20 protein-coding genes, 1 tRNA gene and 2 pseudogenes are annotated in these 21,561 nt (G+C 59.2%); 13 read left to right on the top strand and 10 right to left on the bottom strand.

Translation table 11 applies throughout. The features are described 5' to 3' along the window. The 6 genes and pseudogenes from H3V09_RS04695 to H3V09_RS04670 all read right to left on the bottom strand — a co-directional run. Positions 1 to 1,980 carry a DUF4037 domain-containing protein gene (locus H3V09_RS04695; protein ID WP_232339497.1) on the bottom strand — a complete coding sequence of 660 codons (1,980 nt, stop codon included), beginning with the start codon at positions 1,978 to 1,980 and terminating at the stop codon, positions 1 to 3. Between the two features lie 187 nt (positions 1,981 to 2,167). Further along, complete coding sequence (locus H3V09_RS04690; RefSeq protein ID WP_198191417.1) at positions 2,168 to 2,749, bottom strand: hypothetical protein; 582 nt, start codon at positions 2,747 to 2,749, stop codon at positions 2,168 to 2,170. After that, positions 2,742 to 3,944 (bottom strand): AAA family ATPase, encoded by a 1,203-nt coding sequence (locus H3V09_RS04685; RefSeq protein WP_121913569.1) that lies wholly within the window; start codon positions 3,942 to 3,944, stop codon positions 2,742 to 2,744. The genes H3V09_RS04690 and H3V09_RS04685 overlap by 8 nt, the downstream gene beginning before the upstream one ends. 399 nt (positions 3,945 to 4,343) lie before the next feature. Then, positions 4,344 to 4,715 (bottom strand): hypothetical protein, encoded by a 372-nt coding sequence (locus tag H3V09_RS04680; RefSeq protein WP_198191418.1) that lies wholly within the window; start codon positions 4,713 to 4,715, stop codon positions 4,344 to 4,346. A 137-nt stretch (positions 4,716 to 4,852) separates the two neighbouring features. Beyond that, entirely contained in the window at positions 4,853 to 5,113 is a 261-nt protein-coding gene (locus H3V09_RS04675) for a hypothetical protein (protein ID WP_198191419.1), read from the bottom strand. Beyond that, positions 5,071 to 5,532: pseudogene (locus tag H3V09_RS04670) on the bottom strand (hypothetical protein); the annotation flags it as partial. The pseudogene H3V09_RS04670 and the gene H3V09_RS04675, both read right to left, overlap by 43 nt. Positions 5,533 to 6,448: 916 nt before the next feature. Here H3V09_RS04670 and H3V09_RS04665 point away from each other — a divergent pair. Then, positions 6,449 to 6,655: pseudogene (locus tag H3V09_RS04665) on the top strand (tyrosine-type recombinase/integrase); the annotation flags it as partial. A gap of 48 nt (positions 6,656 to 6,703) precedes the next feature. Here the strand turns inward: H3V09_RS04665 and H3V09_RS04660 are convergent. Continuing rightward, positions 6,704 to 6,777, bottom strand: a tRNA-Pro gene (locus H3V09_RS04660). A gap of 127 nt (positions 6,778 to 6,904) precedes the next feature. Here H3V09_RS04660 and lysS point away from each other — a divergent pair. The 4 genes from lysS to H3V09_RS04640 all read left to right on the top strand — a co-directional run bounded on the left by lysS (position 6,905) and on the right by H3V09_RS04640 (position 11,356). Further along, complete coding sequence (gene lysS, locus H3V09_RS04655; protein WP_198191423.1) at positions 6,905 to 8,533, top strand: lysine--tRNA ligase; 1,629 nt, start codon at positions 6,905 to 6,907, stop codon at positions 8,531 to 8,533. Between the two features lie 24 nt (positions 8,534 to 8,557). Further along, positions 8,558 to 9,538 carry a 1,4-dihydroxy-2-naphthoate octaprenyltransferase gene (gene menA, locus H3V09_RS04650; RefSeq protein WP_198191424.1) on the top strand — a complete coding sequence of 327 codons (981 nt, stop codon included), beginning with the start codon at positions 8,558 to 8,560 and terminating at the stop codon, positions 9,536 to 9,538. Positions 9,539 to 9,604: 66 nt separating this feature from the next. Continuing rightward, on the top strand, positions 9,605 to 10,552 hold the full coding sequence (menA, locus tag H3V09_RS04645; RefSeq protein ID WP_052733368.1) for a 1,4-dihydroxy-2-naphthoate octaprenyltransferase: 948 nt from the start codon (positions 9,605 to 9,607) through the stop codon (positions 10,550 to 10,552). 63 nt (positions 10,553 to 10,615) lie between these two features. After that, positions 10,616 to 11,356 (top strand): phosphoglyceromutase, encoded by a 741-nt coding sequence (locus H3V09_RS04640; RefSeq protein WP_024626731.1) that lies wholly within the window; start codon positions 10,616 to 10,618, stop codon positions 11,354 to 11,356. Positions 11,357 to 11,537: 181 nt separating this feature from the next. On the opposite strand, the gene phoU is transcribed toward H3V09_RS04640, so the two are convergent. Continuing rightward, positions 11,538 to 12,215: a phosphate signaling complex protein PhoU gene (gene phoU / locus H3V09_RS04635; protein WP_046323257.1), complete on the bottom strand. Its 678-nt coding sequence runs from the start codon at positions 12,213 to 12,215 to the stop codon at positions 11,538 to 11,540. Positions 12,216 to 12,416: 201 nt separating this feature from the next. Here phoU and H3V09_RS04630 point away from each other — a divergent pair, with 201 nt between their 5' ends. Beyond that, on the top strand, positions 12,417 to 13,667 hold the full coding sequence (locus tag H3V09_RS04630) for a sensor histidine kinase (RefSeq protein WP_232339470.1): 1,251 nt from the start codon (positions 12,417 to 12,419) through the stop codon (positions 13,665 to 13,667). Here H3V09_RS04630 and H3V09_RS04625 read toward each other — a convergent pair. Beyond that, positions 13,600 to 13,887, bottom strand: a complete 288-nt coding sequence (locus H3V09_RS04625; protein WP_198191425.1) for a DUF2530 domain-containing protein — start codon at positions 13,885 to 13,887, stop codon at positions 13,600 to 13,602. The two genes, H3V09_RS04630 and H3V09_RS04625, sit on opposite strands and share 68 nt — an antisense overlap. A 139-nt stretch (positions 13,888 to 14,026) precedes the next feature. Between H3V09_RS04625 and manA the strand changes: the two genes are divergently transcribed. From manA to H3V09_RS04605, 4 genes are all read left to right on the top strand, one after another. Beyond that, entirely contained in the window at positions 14,027 to 15,412 is a 1,386-nt protein-coding gene (gene manA / locus H3V09_RS04620) for a mannose-6-phosphate isomerase, class I (protein WP_198191426.1), read from the top strand. 293 nt (positions 15,413 to 15,705) lie between these two features. Next, positions 15,706 to 16,617, top strand: a complete 912-nt coding sequence (locus tag H3V09_RS04615; protein WP_198191427.1) for a CHAP domain-containing protein — start codon at positions 15,706 to 15,708, stop codon at positions 16,615 to 16,617. Positions 16,618 to 16,687: 70 nt separating this feature from the next. Beyond that, positions 16,688 to 17,416, top strand: coding sequence for a C40 family peptidase (locus H3V09_RS04610; RefSeq protein ID WP_198191428.1), 729 nt, complete (start codon positions 16,688 to 16,690; stop codon positions 17,414 to 17,416). 172 nt (positions 17,417 to 17,588) lie between these two features. Continuing rightward, complete coding sequence (locus H3V09_RS04605; protein WP_046323252.1) at positions 17,589 to 18,635, top strand: universal stress protein; 1,047 nt, start codon at positions 17,589 to 17,591, stop codon at positions 18,633 to 18,635. Between the two features lie 90 nt (positions 18,636 to 18,725). Here H3V09_RS04605 and H3V09_RS04600 read toward each other — a convergent pair whose 3' ends face one another. Next, entirely contained in the window at positions 18,726 to 19,139 is a 414-nt protein-coding gene (locus tag H3V09_RS04600) for an OsmC family protein (RefSeq protein ID WP_144178513.1), read from the bottom strand. Between the two features lie 142 nt (positions 19,140 to 19,281). Here H3V09_RS04600 and H3V09_RS04595 point away from each other — a divergent pair, with 142 nt between their 5' ends. From H3V09_RS04595 to H3V09_RS04585, 3 genes are all read left to right on the top strand, one after another. Continuing rightward, positions 19,282 to 20,157, top strand: a complete 876-nt coding sequence (locus H3V09_RS04595; RefSeq protein WP_110425686.1) for a thymidylate synthase — start codon at positions 19,282 to 19,284, stop codon at positions 20,155 to 20,157. An 89-nt stretch (positions 20,158 to 20,246) separates the two neighbouring features. Beyond that, positions 20,247 to 20,915: a dihydrofolate reductase gene (locus H3V09_RS04590; protein ID WP_144178514.1), complete on the top strand. Its 669-nt coding sequence runs from the start codon at positions 20,247 to 20,249 to the stop codon at positions 20,913 to 20,915. Continuing rightward, entirely contained in the window at positions 20,915 to 21,454 is a 540-nt protein-coding gene (locus H3V09_RS04585) for a low molecular weight protein-tyrosine-phosphatase (RefSeq protein WP_144178515.1), read from the top strand. Before H3V09_RS04590 ends, H3V09_RS04585 begins: the two co-directional genes overlap by 1 nt. Positions 21,455 to 21,561: the final 107 nt, after the last annotated feature.

Raw genomic sequence — 21,561 nt, 5'->3', positions numbered from 1 at the left:
TCAGATGCTGTGCAGAACCGGATCGTCGCTGGAAATGTGGGCCTCGACATAGGGGCGCTGCCATTCCAGGAAGGTTTCCGGGCTGCTGGTCAAGCCCTCCGCTTGCAACTCTTCTACGATTCTTGCGCAGATAGACTCTACAAGCTTGGTAATGCGTTCGGCGGACGGCCGAGCTCCCTTGCCGCCTTCGCCAAAGCCTTGCCCCCCGTAGCAGGCAGCCGAAGCCAGGCGCAGGATGTCCTCCAGTTGTTCGGTCAGGTCAGCCAGCCTGGTAGCCATTCGTCCGCTCAGTCGCCGTAAGGCCGCGAATGTCCATTTGTAATAGGGCAGATAACCGACTGTCAGTGGATTGTTGATCAGAAAGATCAGGGAGGCGCAGGCTTTGACGAATTCGTTAATCGACAGCATAGCTGCAGCCCCGTCGCCCCGCTGCAGACTTCGCGGCAGGTTGTACTGGCCCGCCTGGGCGATCATGCCCAGCCGACGGGAGATCAGGCAGAAGCGCACATCGTCGGGCATGGCCTTGAACCCTTGCCGGGTGGCCAGCATCTGTCCCAGAGGATCCGCGAAAATCTTGCCATTAGTGGCTGCCGCCAGCGTGGCCTCGTCAAGGAGCAGCCACTCGTGGGGGTGATCTTCCGGGGGCGCCTGCCGGTAGCCGGTCAGAGATTCGAAGAAGGCGCCGATCTCGAAGACGCCCACGCGGCGGTTGGCTCCCTTTGCCCTGACGCTGTCGGTTCGCGAGCCGAACCCCATGAATTCGGTGGGCAGGGCCTCGTAGTCCTTCTGCAGCTGGTCGCCGATGGCCTGGTAGTCTTCGCTGGTCAGCCACAGGCAGAAGCCCGGGCCGAAATCGTGATCCCGGGAGATGGCGTCGTCGAAGCCGTAGCAGTCTGAGCCATGGCCCATCAATCCCACGGCGATCCGACCGCGATACTGGGGGTATCGCTCCTCAAGCATGGGACGGCCCACTTGCTCCCAATAGGCCTTGGCCAGGTCCAGCCCTTGAATACCCGGGCGGGGGTTATGCTGATCGCTGTCTTTGTTCTGATTCCTGGCTGGGGGGCGATCTGAGTTGGTCTGCGTTTGGATGGACGCAGCTTCGTCAACCTGGTCGGATTGATCCCTGTCTCTGTTTTTCTCAGCAGCGGTCTGGGCCTGGTCCAGATTGGCCTTGGTGATCTGGTAGTAGTCGCTACCCTTGCCGTACCGGTCCTCAATGATGGCCAGGGCCTTGCGGTAGGTGTCTGCCGACTGCCTGAAGCGACCGGTCATGTAGCAGACCTGGGCGAAGCCAGCCAGGGCCGAGGCATAGTGTGCGCTGTTTTCCAGGTGGCCGGTTCGATAGATGTCCAGGGCTGTGCGGGCCTGGTCCCAGGCCTCTTGCAGAGCCTGCGGATTGTCGTTGCGCTGCATGAGCAGGAGGGCCAGATTGGTGTGGGTGGAGGCCAGATCCAGATCCCGGGATGGATCAGTACTGGAATTCTCCAGGATGTTCATGGCCTGGCGCAGCTCCTGTTCGGCCTGGTCGGGCCGGTCGGTTTCGCTGTAGAGCATGGACAGGTTGTTGTGCAGGGCCGCCAGCCGGCGGTCCTTGGGTCCAAGCGTTTTGGCTGCAGAGGCAAGCGCCTGCCGGTAGAGGTCTTCGGCCTGGTCGTACTTCTTGGCTGCCCGCAGACCTGTGGCCGCATTGATCAGAGTGGTCGTCCAGGCATCGGACCCCTCGATGCGCATTCGTGAGGCCAGCTCGATGGCCCGCTGGATCATCCACATGTTCTCTTGGTGGCGGCCTTGGGACCGGTAAAATCCTATGGTCTCGTTCAGTACAGTCAGCAGTCCGGCATCATCGCCTGCATTCTCCGCATCCACCAGCGCCTGTTGCAGGTAGGGTTCAGCTTCGTCGCGAGCCTTGCCGGCGCTGAAGATGGCATCCAGACCGTCGAGGAAGGCTTGGGTGTCGAAGGTGCCGTCCGGTTGCATGTAGGACTGCTGGGGTTCTTTCTGCCTGCTGCCTAAAATCGGTGTCTGGTCCTGGCTCATTTGGCTCCCTTGCTGTCAGGGTATCTGTAGGTGCCGGTTCCTCGTGGAGCTCTAGCGCCTGGTCGCTTCTATCTATCAGTCTAGGCTGATGGTCTTTGATGGACTTTAGTCGGCTATGTCGCCTAGGTCACACCTGCTCGGTGCAGCTGTCTGAATAATCAACGAGTATCTCGGCCAAACATCGCTCATGGTTTTGGAAGTGATGGTTTCTTCGGTACTGCTCAATGACACGGCAGAGCTCATCCGCATCATTCCAATATTGGCGTAGGAAAGCATACTGCTTGATCTTGTGCAACCCCAGTTTCTCCTTGCAGAATTCGCTGGGTTTCATGTTATTAACATGCGTCCAGTCCCTATAAGCCCCCTCTTTGATGATGGCCAGGATCTCGATCTCCGGACGGGTAGTCAGAGTAAATACACGGGCTTTAGACTGGTACAGAGGCGACAAGTGAAAGCGCTCATTTGGCGAGTCAATAATACGGACGATATTCACGCACGAAGAACCATAAGTAACGGAAAGGAACCGTTCCTCGATATCCCTATCCTTCCGGCAGCGGGTATAAAGCCGACCAGTCTGCGGATCCTCAATAAGCGAATCTTTAGGAATGATCAGTTTTCCTTCTGCCAGCAGGAGTTCAAAGATGACGCTTTCGGCAGATCCCTCGCAGATAACCAAGGTAGGTTGGTTATATATCGCTTGACTATCCATGAACCGTATCCTTGACGTAGCTCCGCAGGGCGCTAATGGAAGCGGCTGAGGGTGCCGTTCCTTGCAAGGCACCTGACATGAACTGAACGCTCTTCTTCAGTTCACCGCGCGTGACAAGTTTGTTGTATCTGACCAGTTGGAATCCCGCGTTCTCATGTCTGACAGCGAACCAGATGTTGTCCTTTCTGGTGAAATGATCCAGCAATTCAGGGTAGTGCGTAGAAAAAACGAGTACTGCCCCATGCGGGTTAGTGGCGGGAGAGGAGAACAAATCGATGATGGCGAATACCAACTGCTTGTTTATGCTGTTTTCGATTTCGTCGAATAGTAGGTAACCTCCTTGTGCAAGTGTTTCGATAGCATGCTGCGCCAGGGATGTTCCGCGAAATGTTCCCGCCGATATCATGGCCATAGCTTGTGAGGGATCACAATTACGTTCAAGCTTTTCGTTGCGGAACTTGATATGGAATTGGTGATCGCTTACCTCTAAGTGTTCGATGGTCGGATCGAATAGACGCACCACTTGGGATGGAGGAGTGACGGGGATGGACATTTGCAACGGATTTTGCAGACAGATGGTGACCATGGTCTCCTTGGCCCGCAAAATCCCGCTCATCAGAGAGCGATCGGGGGGTAAGAATCTCTTGACGTCCTCAGCCAGCTCCTTTTCGTCGCCGGACTTGTTCATTCCCCGAGTCGCTACAGTCACCCAGGATTCTTCATCGCCATCAATGGTTCTTCTCAAACGAATCTTGCTCAGGCTTCTGCCCGCATACTGGCACAGCCGTTCCTTTTCAAAAACCAAGGGAGAGTCGGCGGTGGCCTCGTTCTGATCTGCGCGTCGAAGTGTGGCATTGAGTAGCCAAGCATCGCCGTCTTCTTCGAAGATAATGCGTGCTGTAATCGTAGGCTCAAGAATGTCCATCAGCGAATCGATGGTGGAGCGTTGAGTACCCAATGAGGCGCCCCTGGCAATGTTGATGATTAGAGAAAGCAGGCGTAGATCAGTGGTTTTGCCGGAGGCATTGATGCCGGAGATGCCAATGGCTGTGACGATGCCAAGCGGTGAGGTGGTGCCCTGAAGGCGATGGGTGAAGCTGCCATCGGTAATCCTATCCTCGGCGAACATGATCATGCGTAGTGCGCCCTTGTCGTATAAACGAAGTCCTTTGAGGTCAAAGGCTAAGATCCGCATTATGCTCCTTTGAACAGAATATCTGTTTATATGCTACACCTGAAGGTTGGTGATTGGTTGTTATGTGCCGAGGAACCTCAATATTAATGCAGTAGGCAATTCCAGAATCGTCGGGGCTGTGATCCTTGAACTTATAAAACGCGAGAAAAACGAGAATCGCTTTTGCTTTTTAAGAAGAGAAAGAGAATAGCGAGGTTAGTATTCTTACATACATCCGTCTTCAAAAGTCTCGTAACGGCCGGCGGGCGCAACCGCCGCGGAACAGTCGGGGGCCGCGGGCGGCTCCTTCTCTTTGTCGGGCTCCTGAGCGGTGACCTCCTGCACGGGCTCGTTCGGGGTGACGGCCAGGGTCGGTTCCGCTTCAGCCTGCTTCTTGGCCGCTGCACGGCGGTCTTCCTGCTAGCCATTGATGACCCCCTTCAGGCGTGCGGCGGCCTTGCCGCCGAAAACGGCCAGCCCGACGAAGAACTCGATGCGGATGCGGTAGGCGGGCTTGTCCTGCAGCCGGCCCAGATCCTGCACGCTGATGCCCTCGTTGGTCAAGCCGGTGACCGCCTGGTCGCCTTCCGAGGAGCCGTATCGTACCGCGTAGATGCTGGAGGTGGCTGTCGCTGTGCCTTGAGTCTCAAATTGTGCGAGGATCCGCGTGTTATCCGGGTCGATGCCGGCTTCCCGGACCGGGCTGGCCTCCGCCGGAACCGGCTTCCCCTGCGGGGAGTCGGCCAGACGCATGTGGAGCCTGTCGAAACGGTGGAGGAAATGCATGGGCATGGTTGCTCCTTGGTAATCGGACGCACGATTAGCGACGCGGCGTGCGGGGTCCGCGGAAAACTCGATGGCCCGTCAGGGCATGGAAAAGGCCACCCCGGTAAGGGATGGCCTGGAAAGCAATTACAAGTGTGCCCGGGCTAGGCCGTCGCGCCCTTCAGGATGTCCGCGTACTCCTGACGGTCGTCCTCGTTGAGGCAGGAGAACGCCTGCACGAGCACGTCGCGGGGGACGTCCACCTGGTACGAGGGGATGGACGCCACGGCGTAGGACAAGGCGAAATACGGCTCCCCGGCCTCGAAACCGCCGTCAAGCGCGATGAGCTCCCACTCGTCCATGACCGGCGCTAGGTAGGGCCTCAGCCGGCGGAAGGCCTGTGCTGCTTGCTGATCAGTCGCCATGCTATCTCCTTCTCCCCGGCCACCGTCGGGAACGCCGTGTTGATCATGCACCGTCCGCGGGTGTTCCCTTTCTTCTCCAGCCACACGCGGATGATCTCCTCACCGACCAGCTTATACCTGTCCTCCCGGTTCCCGTCCTTCATGCTCCTGACAAGGTCGGGTGCCGCCACGGTCTCCAGGACCTCATACCTGACGCGCTTCTCGCTCCCCGAGAAGGGGAACGCGGTCTTGCCGGGCACGAAGGTCCCTGGCCCGTGGTTGCCCAGGATATGCCCCCAGACTTGCTGGTACGGCTGGATGACCTCGTCAGGCCACGGCTTGGACAGCGTGTAGCGCCCGTTGTGGAAGGAGCCGCCGAGGGTGACGGTCTGCTCGGACCGGTAGGCGAAGCCCTTGCCGGCCAGCATGACGCAGAAAGGGCACGGGTTGCTCCTGTTTCAGAGGCTCTGGCCGCCCAGCAATGACGATCTGCCCTTATCACGTCGTCAAGATCCGCGAGCACGTCAAAAAAGATTTGGACAAGACCGGCCTTTTCATCGCTTCTCCTTCCCTGCGAGCAACGATGATGCCGGAGACTCCCCGTCGCAGTCATTGAGTGCTTCGCATGGATCGACACCGACTTCTTTTGACTGCTGTATGAGCTTGCTGAGCATCATGTCGCCGGCTTCAAACCGGGCGTTCAATGTGGGCCTGGCTATGTGCAGCGCTGATGTCAGTTCGATTTTGGATTGCTTGTATGTCAGTGCCGTTTTGCGAAGCACGTCTATGGCCCGAGCAGCAAGTCTGTAAGAGCATTCTTTTACTATGTCAAACTCGCGTTGCGATTTATAAAAAGCTGTTACATGTCTGATCTGATTGCCATGGCAAAGTACGCGCGCGTTTGGACACTGACTGATATTACGGGTATGAGACTTATTTCCGAAAAGCGAGATGAGTCACCGTTTCAAATATCAGACCGCGCGCTCGCCCGTGCCATTGACGTAAGTGCGCCAAGAGTCAGCAACTTTTTTCAATTGCAGGCATGGGTCGCCTTCTTCGCGTGAGTTTACAGCGCTGTGCCAAGTCTTCAATCTCAATCCAGCTTCAAGGCTAGAGCAAGCATTGCAGCTAAGCCAGCAAACTGAAGAACAAAAGAGTAGAGCTGCGAAGCTGGATCAGGTTGCGGCTCATCCGGAAGATTTCGATATAGCCGCTCTGCATGATCCCAATGAGGCGATGGAAAGGGAGACACCACGAGATTGAGTTCAGAGGGAGCTTCCATGGATACGTGAAGTCGGTGTCGCCGAAGGACGGCGGCAAGTGGTTCGCCCGCGCGTGCGATGCGGCCGGGTTGAACGGATGACCATCCATGACCTGCGGTACACGGCGGCCAGCTTGATGGTCAAGAGCGGGGCGAACGTGAAGGCCGTCCTGCGGCAGCTGGGGCACACGTCGGCTGCGATGACCCTGGATGTGTATGCGGATCTGTTCGACGAGGACCTGGATTCGGTGGGGGAGTCGATGAATGAGCTGCTGCTGCAATCTGTTTCGCCGGCTGCGTGATGTGCTCTAAACGTTGAAATCCCGGCCCTTTCAGGCCAGGAATACTTGTCGGGGTAGGGGGATTTGAACCCCCGGCCTCTTCGTCCCGAACGAAGCGCGCTACCAAGCTGCGCTATACCCCGTGACAACGTTCTATATAGTACACGTACCGTCGGCCAAACGCCATCGTCTGCGCGGCGCGGACGTTCAACTACCTGCCATCGGATGGCAACAGGACCAAGTACCGGCTCATGCGTAAAATAGCGATTTATGAATGACTCATCGGAAGAAACCCCTCGTCTGACGACGGTCGAGCGCGCTCAGGCACTGCTCGAGCAGGATATGGCCATCACAGAGAAGATTGATCAGGGCGCCCAGTTGGATGACGCCATCGATCCCGGCAGCCTGACGGACGGCGCTGAAGGCCATCCCGAACAGGTGCGCATGCGTGTGGCCAAGAGGGCGCTCATGCTCAAGGAGGGCATCGAACCCTATCCGGTTCATCTGGATGTGACCGACCGCATCGAGGATGTGCGCCGCAAGTATCAGGACCGCCTTGAGCCGGGCCAGGAGACCGAGGATGTAGTTGGCATCGCCGGCCGAGTCCTTTTCCTGCGCAACGGCGGCGGCCTCTGCTTCGTCCAGCTGGCTGCGGGCGACGGCACCCGCATCCAGGGCATGATCTCCAAGCGTGAGATAGGTGCTGATTCTCTGAAGCGATTCAAGCAGCTGGTCGACTTGGGCGACCACCTCTACCTGCGCGGCCGCGTGGTCGCTTCCAAGACCGGAGAGCTCTCCGTCTTCGCCACTGAGTGGAACATCGCGGCCAAAGCCTTGCAACCCCTGCCTGCACTTCACAAGGAACTGACCGAAGAGCAGCGCACCCGCAAACCCTACCTGGCCATGATCGCCGATGAGGATGTGCGGGCCATGGTCCGCCGCCGTTCCAAGGCCGTCTCCTCGCTGAGGCGCACCTTCGAGGACCACGACTTCATGGAGGTCGAGACCCCCATGCTTCAGACCGTGCATGGGGGCGCTGCGGCCCGGCCATTCACCACGCATATGAACGCCTTCGACATCGACCTCTACCTGCGCATCGCCCCTGAGCTCTTCCTCAAGCGCTGCCTGGTGGGCGGCATTGAGCGGGTCTTCGAGATCAATCGCGACTTCCGCAATGAGGGCGTGGATGCCACTCATGCCCCGGAGTTCACCATGCTGGAAGCCTATCAGGCCTACGGCACCTATGACACCATCGGGGAACTGACCAAGGAACTGATCCAGAAGGCGGCCATGGCCACGGCTGGATCGTTGAAGGTGACCCTGCAGGATGGCAGCCAGTATGACTTCGGCGGTGATTGGCGCCAGATCAGTATGTATGATTCCCTTTCCGAGTCCTTGGGCGAGGAGATCACCCCGCAAACCAGCGTGGACCATCTGCGGACCATCGCTGACAAACTGGGTCTGGAGGAGGAGCCTGCCGAAAACCACGGCAAGCTGGTCGAACACCTCTGGGAGCACTTCTGGCAGGACAAGCTGTATGAGCCGACCTTCGTGCGTGATTTCCCGGTCGAGACCTCGCCCTTGGTTAAGGCCCACCGCACCAAGCCGGGCGTTGTTGAGAAGTGGGACCTCTACGTTCGCGGGTTCGAGCTGGCCACGGGCTACTCCGAACTCAACGATCCGGTGGTCCAGCGGCAGCGGTTCGTCGAGCAGGCCAAGATGGCCAGCCGCGGCGATGTCGAGGCCATGGACATTGACGAGGACTTCCTGGAGGCCCTGGGCGTAGGCATGCCTCCCGCTGGCGGCATGGGCATGGGCATCGATCGTCTACTGATTGCCCTTACCGGTGCATCCATACGCGAGACCATCACCTTCCCCCTGGTCAAGCCGCTGGTCTGAGATGATAAGAGGGGAGGGACGGTCATGAATATCAGGCTGTGGATGGATGGCATGCGTCCCCGGACGCTGCCTGCCTCGGTGGCGCCTGTCTGCGTGGGCGCTTCGGCTGCACTCTTGGAGCGGTCACGGCTCTTGGAACAGTGCACCAGTTCCTGCTCGCCCACGCCTGTCGACCCTGCCCTGAAGGCGGCCACACCGGGACGACTGGCCTTGATCGTGGTCTTGCTGGTCCTGCTTGCCCTGTCTATGCAGATCGCAGCCAACTTCGCCAATGACTATGCCGATGGTGTTCGCGGCACTGATTCCGGCCGTGGCGGCGAGGAGGCCACCTCCGGCAGACCCAGACGTCTTGTGGCTGCCGGAGTGCCGCCCAGGAAGGTGCTTTACGCCACCATGATCTCGGCGGCCTTCACCTGCTTGATGGGTCTGGCCGTCATGGCACTGACCGGCCACTGGTGGATGATCCTGGTCGGGGTCTGCTGCCTGATCGCTGGCTGGTGTTACGTGGGCGGCCCGCACCCATATGGTTACCACGGGCTGGGCGAAGTCAGCGTCTTCATCTTCTTCGGTCTGGTGGCCACCCTGGGTACCGAGTACTTCCTCATTAATAGGGTCGATGCCGCCGGCATCCTGGGTGCCTGCGTATGCGGGCTCAATGCCGTGGGCCTGCTCATGCTCAACAATTACCGTGACCTGGACGACGACCGCCTTGCCGGCAAGCACACATATGCAGTTCTTGTGGGGGCGCGCGCAGCGGCGATCTCCATTTACCTGGTCTACATCCTGAGCTTGGTTCTGGGCCTGATTCAGTTCGTTCCTGCTGTCATGCGACGTGGCCTGCCCGGTTTCCCTCTTGTGCTGATCCTCCTGCCTGTGGCCGTTGTCTTTCTGCTGATCTGTCGAGCCTTTGCTCGTGGCCAGGTGCCCAAGGCTTTTGGCATGGCGGGTAAAGGCACCCTGGTCTCCGCCCTGTGTTGGTCGGCGGGCCTGCTCCTGCAGCTATGAAAATCTTGATACTCCCATAAGGGGACGGTCCGACTTTCGAACGATTTGGTGGATAATCAGGCAATCATGTTCATCACACTTCGGGAATACAAGGACGCGCTGCGACCCTCGGCCTTGCTCTGCTCGCCCACGCCGGTTCTGATTGGCACAGCGGTGGCCCTCCGGCAACTGTTCGACCAAGGGCTTGGGCCGGATGTGCGCTTCTGGCTAACTGCTCTCTTATGCTGTCTGACGGCTGTGTTCATCCACAGCACCTGCAATCTCGCCAATGACTACTTTGACGGAATCAGGGGTACTGACGAAGGCCGTAGCAGTCTTTCGGGCGCCGGGGCTGACGGTTCGGTGCCTGATCTGCCCAGAAGAGGCGTGGCCGGTGGCGTGGAGCCTCGCAAGGTCCTGCTGTCTGCCTATCTCAACATCCTTATGGCCTGCCTGGCTGGTCTGATTCTCTGCTGGGTGACTGGCCACTGGTGGATGATTCTGGTCGGCATCTTCTGTCTGCTGGGTGCCTGGTTCTACACGGGTGGCAAACACCCTTACGGCTATAGGGCCATGGGCGAGCTGAGCATCATGATTTTCTTCGGCCTGGTGGGCGTGCTCGCTACCCAGTACCTGGAGAATGGCAGCATCGACCGCCACGGGTTCATCGGCGCGCTGGTTGGTGGTCTTATCTGCATTCCTGTTCTGGAGATCAACAACTATCGTGACATCGATGCGGATCCTCTGGCTGGCAAGTACACGCTGTCTTCCTTCATCGGAGCCAAAGGCACGCTGATTCTGATGGGGTCCTGTTATGCCTTGGCTGTGATTCTGGGAATCGTCGAATCATGGTCCCTGTCCGGCGGTTCCCTAGCCGCCGCCTGGCCTCGTCTGCTTTGTCTGTTGCCTGTCTTGGTGATGGCTGTTGCCACCACGATAGCCAGCTGTCGGAACCGCTTCAGCAGGGCCTTTGCGCTGTCTGGCTATACCGATCTGCTGACAGGGTTCTGCTGGTTGGGCGTCTGCCTGCTTTAAGAGACTGTTCTAAGGCGGGGGAGGTCCGCCAAACAGTCCCTCTCAGGTCTTAGAATTTTCATTATGACCTACAAACTAGTATTGCTCAGGCACGGCCAGAGCGCATGGAACAACACCAATCAGTTCACCGGCTGGGTGGACGTCCCGCTGACCGAGCAGGGCGAGCAGGAGGCCCGCAAGGGCGGCAAGCTGCTCAAGGATAAGGGTGTTCTGCCGGACATCGTCTTCACCTCCCTGCTGCGCCGCGCCATCAACACCGCCAACATCGCCCTGGACGAGGCCGACCGCCTTTGGATCCCCGTCAAGCGCGATTGGAGGCTGAACGAGCGTCACTACGGGGCTCTGCAGGGCAAGAACAAGACCGAGATCCGCGAGAAGTACGGGGACGAGAAGTTCATGCTTTGGCGTCGTTCCTATGCCACCCCGCCGCCTGAAATCGACCCTGACGACGAATACTCGCAGTCCCACGATCCCCGGTATGCCGGAGCTCCTGTGCCCCGCGCCGAGGCACTGGCCAACGTGGTCAAGCGCGTCACCCCCTACTGGGAGAGCGACATTGTTCCAGAGCTGAAGACCGGCAAGACCGTCCTGATCGCCGCTCACGGCAACTCGCTGAGGGCCATCGTCAAGATGCTCGACAACCTGACCGAGGACGAGATCGCCAAGGTCAACATCCCCACGGCCATCCCCCTGGTATACGAGCTGGATGAGAACTTCAAGCCCATCAAGCCTCGCGGCGAGTACCTGGATCCTGAGGCAGCCGCCGCCGGTGCTGCTGCTGTGGCGGCCCAGGGCCAAAAGTGATATCCAAATCCATCCGATGATGTGAACCGGACTTTGGATACAGAGCATCCAAAGTTGTTGAGGTGGTGTCCTTGCTTTTGTAGAGGGCACCACCTTTGGTATTCCCTGGACGTTATGGAAGTAAAAAGGGCCTCCACCCGACCAGCTGTCAGGTGATGAGTAGCCCCTTTGCTATATATGTTCAGTCCAGATCGAGGTCGAGATCTTTGGGGTCTTTTGATGGATCGAAGCCCGAGACGATGTAGACCACGCGGCGGGCCGCCGATACGCCGTGGTCTCCCAGCCGCTCCATGAACCGTGCCACCAGGATCAAGTCGATCAGCTGCTGCCTGGACCCCTTCCAGTCGTCTGAGAGGGCATAGCTGAAAGTTTGTTGGTGGAGCTTATCCATCTGGTCATCGCTGACGATGATCTGCTCGGCTATGGTCGTGTCCCTGTCGGAGAGCATCTCGACCAGACGGTCGGCCATGACATCCAGAAAGTCCTGCATCTGTTTGAACAGGGGAATGACCTCGGCGGGCAGGGTCGGTTCAGGGTAGGAGCGCCTTGCAGTCTCAGCAATGTGCCTGGCCAGGTCTCCCATACGCTCAAAGGTTGCCGACAGGCTCAGGGTGGAGACCACCACCCGTAGATCAGTGGCCACAGGGCTCTGCTTGGCCAGGAGCCTGATGCATTGATCGATGATGCTGGCCTGGAGGTTGTCTATATCGGCATCCCCGTCGATGACTTCCTGGGCCGTTTCCACGTCGCAGTCCATCAGGGACCGTCCTGCTTTTTTGATGGCATCGCGAACCTTGGCAGCCATCCGATCGAGATCGTCGGCGACCAGCCCCAGCTCCTCGTTGAAAATCACGCGCATTGTTCTTCCCTTTCGGCCTCGGTCAACGATATGACTACAGTCTATGTGACCAGGGTGGCAAGAAAAAGCCAGCCCCGAAGAATGTCGGGCCATTGGAGCGGCGATCACTGTCGGGTATGCGAGAATAAAGCCGGAACGGCCGACGAGACTTGGTTGATGTCGCAGTGTCCGGGGTCGGCGCCGGACTGGAGGGAAGTCCTTATGAGACGGTTCATGGACCGCCTGCGCAGCCTTATGGGCAACCGGAGCAAGGATGGCGAAGAGGCCGACGGTGAGGCTTTGGAGGGCTCGACCCAGGCCTTGCTGGCACTTATCCCCGCCGCCACCGTTGTGGTCGATGGCGATGACGAGGTTGTGCGCTCCAGCCCGGATGCCTACAGGCTGGGAATCGTCAGCAACGACGAGATATCCAATCCGAAGATCACCGAAGCCATCGCGCAGGTACGGCGTTCGGGCGGTCGACGCAGCTTTAATCTGGTCACGCGAACGCCTACCGAATTCGCTTTGGATGTCGCAGCTGAGAGCGCGGAATCCGATAATTGGGATATTGACGAGGCCGAGGATCCCGGTGACGCGACCCATGTTCAGGCCCAGGCGGTTTCCAGAAGGAACTGGCTCAAGGTCACCCTGGGGCGGATTGACCGGTCCTTGGTGGTGGTGCTTATCGATGACGTGAGCGATTCGGTCAGGTTTGTTCGGACCAGGGACGCTTTCATGACCAATGTATCCGAGCAGATGCTCAAGCCGGTCCAGGCCCTGGAGGAGCTGGCGGCACAGCTCAAAACCACCTCCCATCTGGAGGGGGACGACCCAGAACTTCTTCGCAGCCACCTGCGCAGCGTTTCCAAGGATGCCTCCTCGGTCCAGCGATACAGCGCCTATCTGGCGCATGTGCTCAAGGATCTTCTTTTGCTGATTCGGGCTCAGGAGCGAATCAAGCCCAGCAGGGAGAATGTGCTTGACGTAGCTGAGCAAATACGTGCAGTGGTGCAGGATGAGCAGAATGGAGCGGATCAGGCCCATGTGACCCTGCGATGGCGATGCGACCAGCCGCTGACGATTCATGGCGACGGGCAGCAGATCAGAGTGGCTCTGGCCAAGCTGGTGGAGAACGCTATCTCCTATTCGCCTTCAGGCTCTACCGTCTCCCTGGTGGCACAGGCCTCCAAGGATGGGTACTACGGAATCATCAGGGTGGTAGACCACGGCCGGGGCATATCCAAGGCGGACCAAGACAGAATCTTCGAGCGCTTCTACCGTGCCGACAATCAGAGTGAAGAGACTGCCGTAGGTATCGGCCTAGGGCTGGCCATCGTCAAGCATGTGGCTCTGACCCACCATGGCTCGGTCACGGTCTGGAGCGCGCCGGGAGAGGGGAGCACCTTTACGCTGATGCTTCCTCTGGCTCAGGGTCCGGTTGCTGGGCAAGGCGGCGATAATCCCAGCGATTGAAATGCTCCCAAATCAACAGCAGAATGCCAACGCCAACCCCGGATAGGCAGACAATCAGAGGCTTGGTGACCGTCATTCCGGTCAGGGCCAGAATGACGGTCACGGCCAAGGCCAGAATCCAGGCGCCAGTACCGAGCAGGAAGATGCGTCGCAGGTCCACCTGCACGGGCCGAGGCGAAGGCCTGCGGGCATCCGGGTCGAAAATGGGAGCCAGCTTCATACCTTTACTGTACCGTTCGCAATGACATGCGGCGACCCCCTCGCCTTGCCCAGGCCTCGGCCCTTGTCTTATCATGACGGGGATTGGTGGGTTCGTATGCACCGGCCCATGGAGGGATTTCCCGTGGAAAGGGGAGTGCGTGTATCCGATCCAAGCTGTGGAGAAGCACTACGCCTGGGGCTCACATGACCGACTGCAGCGCATGTTCCATCTGGATGAGTCAGACGGATGCCCGGGGGATACATTGGCGGAGATGTGGTTCAGCGGACACACCGAATCCCCCTCGCCTTTGACCTTGCCCGACGGCTCGCTGCTGCCTCTGACCGTGGCCATCCGCCGCAATCCCATGGCCATGCTGGGGGAGCGCGACTCCCGCCTCTTCGGCCCCACCCTGCCCTACTTGTTCAAGATCATCTCGGCCCGCATCCCTCTGTCTCTGCAGGTGCATCCCCTGGATTTCGAAGCCCGTGCCGGCTTCAATCGTGAAAATGCCCTGGGAGTGCCTGACGACGATCCCAGCCGCTCCTTTCATGACAGTCTGGCCAAGAACGAAATGGTAGTGGCCCTGGAGCCTTTTCAGGCCTGTGTAGGCTTTGCGACCATCTCCACCCAGCTGACTCTCCTGCGCGCCGTGGATCACCCTCTGGCCGAGCTGATGACCGAGGCGCTGACCGCCCGCACCTTCCACCTGGGGGTTCCTCCGGCCCGCTTTGCCGCGGCTGATGCCATGATGCCGGTCTCCTCCCTGATTTGGCCGGACTCCCGCCGACGTATCTTCCGGGCCTTCCACGCTGCCGTGACTGCCGAGCCAGAAGCAACCCGAGGCCTGGAGGAAGCCTTGGAGGCTGCTGCCGGGAGGCTGCGGTCCAGGCGGGCGGGAGCCGTGCTGGACCATGCCCTGTGTGCCGCACGAGCCTTTCCGGATGACCCCGCTGTGCTCTGCTTGCTTATGCTCAACCCCGTGGATCTGGAGGAGGGCGATTCGGTCTATATCCCCGCCGGGACCCCTCACGCATACATCCACGGCACTGCGGCAGAGATTATGACCAACTCCGACAATGTGCTCAGGGCCGGCATGACCCCCAAACATCGGGACATTCCCAACCTCCTACGTAGCCTGGACTGCCAGCCTTCGGCCCCCATTGATCCATCGAGCTCCATGATCGCCACCCTGATCATGCACAATACGGTGACCTACCGGCCCAAGATCAACGAATACATGCTGGTCTACGGGCATGTGGAGGAGGGTGGAGCCACTTGGCCCCTGCTCAATAGGCTTCAGCAGCGCTACGGGGATCTGATAGAGCGTCTGGGGCCCCGCCACCTGATGATTCCCCGCCGTGGACCACGCATCATAGTCTGTACTGATGGCCGGATCCGTTGCACGGCCGCTGACCAGTCCTGTGTACTGGACCAGGGGCGGGCCCTCTTCATTCCCTCCGAGGACGGCCGTGTCGACATCACCATGCCTCAAGATTCCAACGATGCCGGCGGATCCTTCCTCCTGGCCTCGACTCCGGTCTGACCTGGTATGAGTCAGATTCGCTCAGGGTGGACCATGCAGGGTTCAAAACTGTGGGACACGCCGTGGCGGACGGCACGCATGCGGGTTTGCTCATGTCCGCATTATGTCCGTATAATCCTAGAGTATTCCGTGGTTGTCGAAGATGAGCGACCACCGAAGCCATGCTTGAGTACACCAGTATGGACAATTCAGGTCATTTGGCCTGGATTCTCGCTTGCGTTATGGTGTTCCCTTGTGATGGTTCGTGGTACGGCACGAAAGTCGCGTCGGAACATAAACGGGAGTGATTCTAGATGAAGCATGCTGCGCACGGGGCTTCGGCCAGGCGGGGCACAGGTGTCGGCAGTCGGTCGACCGGTCGATCGTCGGGCATAACCCAGGCAGCTGGCATTGAGGGTCTTGATGATGCCCTGGCAGCCAAGCTCAACGAGGTAGCCCCTCGGACCCGTCGTTCTATCCGTCTGGCGGCCAAGGCCTCAGCCCGTCGCTCTCATATCATGACCGGTTCGGCCCTGACCGTCCTGGTCGGTGCTGCCGCTTCCTCTATGGCGGTCAGCCAGGCTCGGGGCGACTGGTCCTTGCCTTTGGCCGACAGTGTCGCAATCAATTTGGTCACCCCCTCATCCTCTACCGGCTCCTCCAGCGCAACTGGTGGTGCAAGGGTCTCCCGTTCTGATTACCGCCAGCCCCTGCCCACGGCCTCGCAACGCAACGAGGGCAGCTGGGAGCTGGGCGAATCCGAACTCGATGCCGGACAGATGTCCAAATCCCTGGCCAACAATCCAGTCGTGGCTGTGCTGATGGATGCCAACCGATCAGTACTGCCGGCAGGGTTCAATCCCAACCATGTCACTGGAGATGTGGGCAACGCCTATGAGTTCAGCCAGTGCACCTGGTGGGTCTACGTCCGTCGTCACCAGTTGGGACTACCGGTGGGCTCGCACATGGGCAATGCCAAGGAGTGGACCGGCTCTGCACGCACCCTGGGCTATTGGGTGGACAATACGCCGCGCAATGTCGGCGACATCGTGGTCTTCCAGGCCGGCCAGGAGGGTTCGGATTCCACCTATGGCCATGTGGCCATCGTGGAGAAGATCAATCCCGATGGTTCCATCGTCACCTCCGAGTGCAGTGCCAACATGAACGGAAAGACATATTCTCGCACCTTGTCCAATGTGCACGCTCTGAACTACATCCACTATTGATCCTTGACTGCACGGATCGTGTCCTCTTGTGCTTGATCCCTGTGCCCGATACGTGATAGAATTGTGACCAATGAAAAAGACACGCAAGTATGTGAGCATGATGGCAGCTGCCACAATCTGTGGCATGCTTTCCATCGGTATACCCGCCGTGGCCCAGGCCAGTGACGGCAGTGAAGCCGCAGTCACTTCGTCGCGTTCATTCACCCCCGGCAGCAAGGTGCGTGCCGACCTGTTGACCGAGTCGACGGCTACTACCGTCGAAAAGGACAGCAGCTGGGGTGGCATCGAGTCTTTGAACGTTCCTGCCACCAAGTCTCCGGCCGAGAAGGATGCGGAAGCCAAGGCCCAGCAGGCTCAGGAACAGGCCCAGGCTGCAGCCAGTCGGCACCAGTCCTCGCAGCAGGTCAGTCGTTCGGCTGCTCGTAGCAGTACAGTCAGCACAATCACTGAAGTGCCGGCCACTGGCAGGGGCGCAGATGTGGTCAACTATGCTCTTCAGTTCCAGGGGGTTCCTTATGTGTTTGGTGGGACCGATCCGGCCACGGGTTTTGACTGCTCTGGATTCACCCAGTATGTGTTTGCTCACTTCGGCATCGGCCTGCCCCGCACAGCCGATGCGCAACGTTCAGTGGGTGTGCCGGTCACGGATCCTGCTCCTGGCGACCTGATTGTGACCCCTGAGGGCAGCCATGTGGGCATTTATGTTGGCGGTGGCCGCATGATTCATGCCCCGGATGTCGGTCGGACCGTAACAGTTGAGAAGCTTTATCGGGCTTTCGAGTATCGTCGTCTGGTCTGAGACACATTTGTGCATGTAACCTCAACGCCCCCTTTTGGGGCGTTTTGCATATTCAGAGTCGAAGTTCCTCGCGTGTTGGCCCTTGCCAACTTATCGATAAGGTCTGCATGCGATATTCTGGCAGAAAGAGCGGTGTCGGTTTGTCATCGCCAAGTTTAAAGGAGGTCGTCGGATGAGCAACGACAAGGCTGTTCTGGTAGGCGTCGATGGCTCGGACGCCAGCTACAAGGCGGCGTGGTGGGCCGCCAACTACGCTAAGCATGCAGGGTTGACCCTACAAATCGTCTGCGCATATTCCCTTCCCTCTTATGCGGCTGTCTCTTTCGACGCGACCTACACCACCATGGGAGACGACGTAGCGGCTCACAACGACGCCCAGGAGATTCTCTCAAAGGCCAAGGCCATCGCCGATGAACAAGGTGTCGGTGCAGCCACGCTGATTGTGACGGGGGATCCCTCCTCGGTCTTCGTGGAGCTGAGCCGCAACTACCGGCTGATTGTCATCGGAAACCGGGGCAAGGGCGGCCTGGCCGAGCGGCTGCTGGGCACCACAAGCTCCAGCCTGCCCGCCTATGCCTACTGCCCTATCGTGGTCGTCCCCTACACCGATGACGATGGCAACCTGATGCATTTGAGCAACGACATCAAGCGGGTTGCTGTGGGTTCCGACGAGTCTAAGTGGGGTCTTAAGGCATTGCAGATTGCCGCCGCTTTCGCTGACAGCTGGAATGCCGAGCTGGATGTGATGTCGGCAGTGCCCAATATCTCCGGACTGACCGGCACGGGCTCGGCCGAGGAGCGCAGCGTCATGGACTCCTATCTGGATGATCTCAATACCCGAATCACTCCGCTCATGAAGACCTATCCCGATCTGCGCATCAACAAGACCGTGGTGCCAGGGTCTGCCGTAGAAGCCTTGACCCAGGCCAGCAAGACTCATGACGTGGTCGTAGTCGGATCGCGGGGCCGCGGCGGCTTCACTGGGCTCCTGCTGGGATCTACCAGCCAGGGCCTCCTGCAGCATGCGGTCAGCCCCGTTTACGTGGTGCCGCGCAAATATGTGGAGGCCGAGGAATCCGGTCTCAAAGCCGCAGCCGACGCGGCAGAAAGCACGGATGTGGCCGATATCACCGGAGTGGAGAAGATCTCTGTGGATTTGGCCAAACCCGAGCAACTGGCTGATCTGGAGTCGACCATCGATCCCGAGCATAAGGAGTAAGGCGGTCGATTCAACGGCAACTTCGACGAAGAGCAGGGACCCCCGGAGTTCAATGAACCTGGGGATCCCCGCTCTTTTATGGCTATCAGATCAGTGGCGAACCTTGACGGAGATCCTGACCGGGGTCTCCCGCTGATAGGTATGCGCCACAGTGCAGGACTTGGCAATATGGCGGCGGATCCGCTCCTCCAGCTTGTCCGCATCCTCCTGGGCCAGCCTGGCCGAAGTGGCATCGACATCCACCTGCTCGTCGAAGCTCAGGTAGGCGTCGTCGTCGGAGTCATAGGTGCCGTCCACCACGATTTTCGCCCCCTTGCCCTTGCCTAGGGCGCTCTCCACGGCGAACTGGCTGGAGAGGGCTCCGCAGGCGGCCAGAGCGATCTTCATCAGATCGCCCGGGTTGAACTGATCCTCGCCCTTGCCGAAGGTGATGTGGGCCCCATTGTCGCCATAGGCGTTCCAGGTGCCGTCCTTGTCGCGTTCGACCCAAAGTCTCTTGCCCATCTGTTCCTCCTTGTCCGGCACCCAATGGGTGCGTCATCCGGATCCGACCCTGTGGCCGGACCTGTTCCTCCAATCTAACCCGGACTGTGCAATTCGTCACCGGGGCGCGCTCAGCTGACCGAGGACTTGATAGTATGGCCGCATGGCCTTGACTCCCGAAGAACTGCAGCGTATTCGTACACGTATCCCTGAGCGTCCCGACTCGGACATTCCCACTCCCTATGAGGACTTGGTGCGCACCATCCTGCGCGAGGGCACCCTGAAGTCCGACAGGACGGGGACCGGCACCATATCCCTGTTCGGGCGGCAGATGCGCTTCGATCTGTCGCATTCCTTTCCCTTGATCACCACCAAGAAGGTCTACTTCCGGGGAATCGCCTACGAGTTGCTTTGGTTCCTGAAGGGATCGCAGAATGTGCGCTGGCTGCAGGAGAACCGCGTGCATATTTGGGACGAGTGGGCCGACCCGGAAACCGGGGATCTGGGTCCGGTCTATGGGGTCCAGTGGCGCAGCTGGCCCGCACCGACGCCGGAGGATCCCCATCACACCATTGACCAGATAGCCAAAGTGCTGGATCTGATACGTACCCATCCGGACTCCCGTCGAATGATCGTCACTGCTTGGAATCCAGCCCAGGTTGACAGCATGGCTCTGCCGCCCTGCCATGCGCTCTTCCAGTTCTATGTGGCCGACGGCAAGTTGAGCTGCCAGCTCTACCAGCGTTCCTGCGACATGTTCCTGGGGGTGCCTTTCAACATCGCCTCTTATGCCCTGCTGACCCTGATGATGGCCCAGCAGGCCGATCTTGAACCTGGGGAATTCGTCTGGACCGGTGGCGACTGCCACATCTACGACAACCACGTGGAGCAGGTTCTGGAGCAGCTGTCGCGCAATCCTTATCCCTACCCGACCATGCGCATCCGCAAGGCCGACTCCATCTTCTCCTATCAGTATGAAGACTTCGAGGTAGTGGATTATCAATGCCACCCCGCCATCAAGGCCCCGGTGGCGGTCTGAAGGTGCGCTGAGCCGAATACGGGCACCGTCGAATCCGAAGATTAGAATGTTCTCGTATATCTACTCACTATGAGGAGTGAACGCAACAGATGGAGCATGACAATAGTCGAAGTGGCTATCACGAACCCGAGCCCGGTCAGGCCGGGCTTCTAGGCGATGAGGATTGGCGGCATCAGGAAGAAGAGATAGGCCGCCGCTCATCGGTCAATATGATCTGGGCGCAGGCGCAGGCCACTGACGGTCGGCGTGGCGCCATCGGTTACCACAATGCGCTGCCTTGGCATCTGAGCGAGGATATGCAGCACTTCAAGGAGCTGACCGTATCCCATCCTGTCATCATGGGGCGGCGGACCTGGGTCTCCATGGGGGAGCGACCCCTGCCCAAGAGGGACAACATCATTCTATCCAGTGACCCGGGGTTCCATGCACCAGGCGCCACTGTGGTATCTGCGGCCGACGATGCTCTGGAACTGGCTAGGCAGGAAGCCATTCCTGATGATGGGATGGATCGTAGCGAAATCTGGATCATCGGCGGCGCAGGGGTCTTCAGCACCTTCTTTCCGCTGGCTGATGCGGCCTATGTGACCGACCTGGACCTGCGGACTCCAGCTGATGTCTTTGTGCCTGATATGGAGGAGCTTGTCAGCAAGCGGTTCTGGCAGGTGCGCGACGAGAGCCGTTGGATGACCCCTGCTAAACCAGACCAGGCGGATGCCATCCGGCGCTTCCGGTACATCACCTATGGGAAGGTGCGTTGATGGCCCAGAATTCTAAAGGAAAGGCTTCACGGGGCCCTTACAACGTCATGACCGTCTGCACCGGCAACATCTGCCGGTCACCCATGGCTGAGATCATCCTGCGTAAATTCTTCCAAGATCGCGGACTGGATGAGGACCAGGTCAGGGTGGAATCCAGCGGGGTCAGCGACGAGGAGTTTGGCAACCCGATAGATCGGCGTGCTCAGAAGGTTCTGCGCGAGCGGGGCTACGAGGTGCCGGCTGACCACTTCGCCCACCGGATTACCCGGGAGGAGGCCGAAGACGCCGACCTGCTCCTGCCCATGACGGCCGACCATATGCGCGCCCTGTTGCGTCTGTTGCCCTCAGGCAAGCGATCCGATGTGCACCTGTACCGCAGCTTCGACCCGGATCTGCCCAAGCCAGCGCCGGGCCGGGAAAGCCAAATCGATCTGGTGGACCCCTGGTATGGCGGCCCACATGAGTTCGAGGTGGCCATCGATCAGATTGAGCACACCGCGCCCTACATCGTCGACTGGGTGGCCAGACAGTTGTCCTGAACGATAGATGCATGAAATAGGCCTATAGGAACTAAACGCGTTGTTTTAGGTTCTGTGTGTGGGTTTGGTTGTGTGTTGGTCAGAGTGTGGTGTTGGGGTATCTGACT

It is taken from the genome of Bifidobacterium sp. M0399 (assembly GCF_016100595.1).
In the GTDB taxonomy this organism is placed as follows: domain Bacteria; phylum Actinomycetota; class Actinomycetes; order Actinomycetales; family Bifidobacteriaceae; genus Bombiscardovia; species Bombiscardovia polysaccharolytica.
This window is presented reverse-complemented; position numbering and strand designations above follow the sequence as displayed.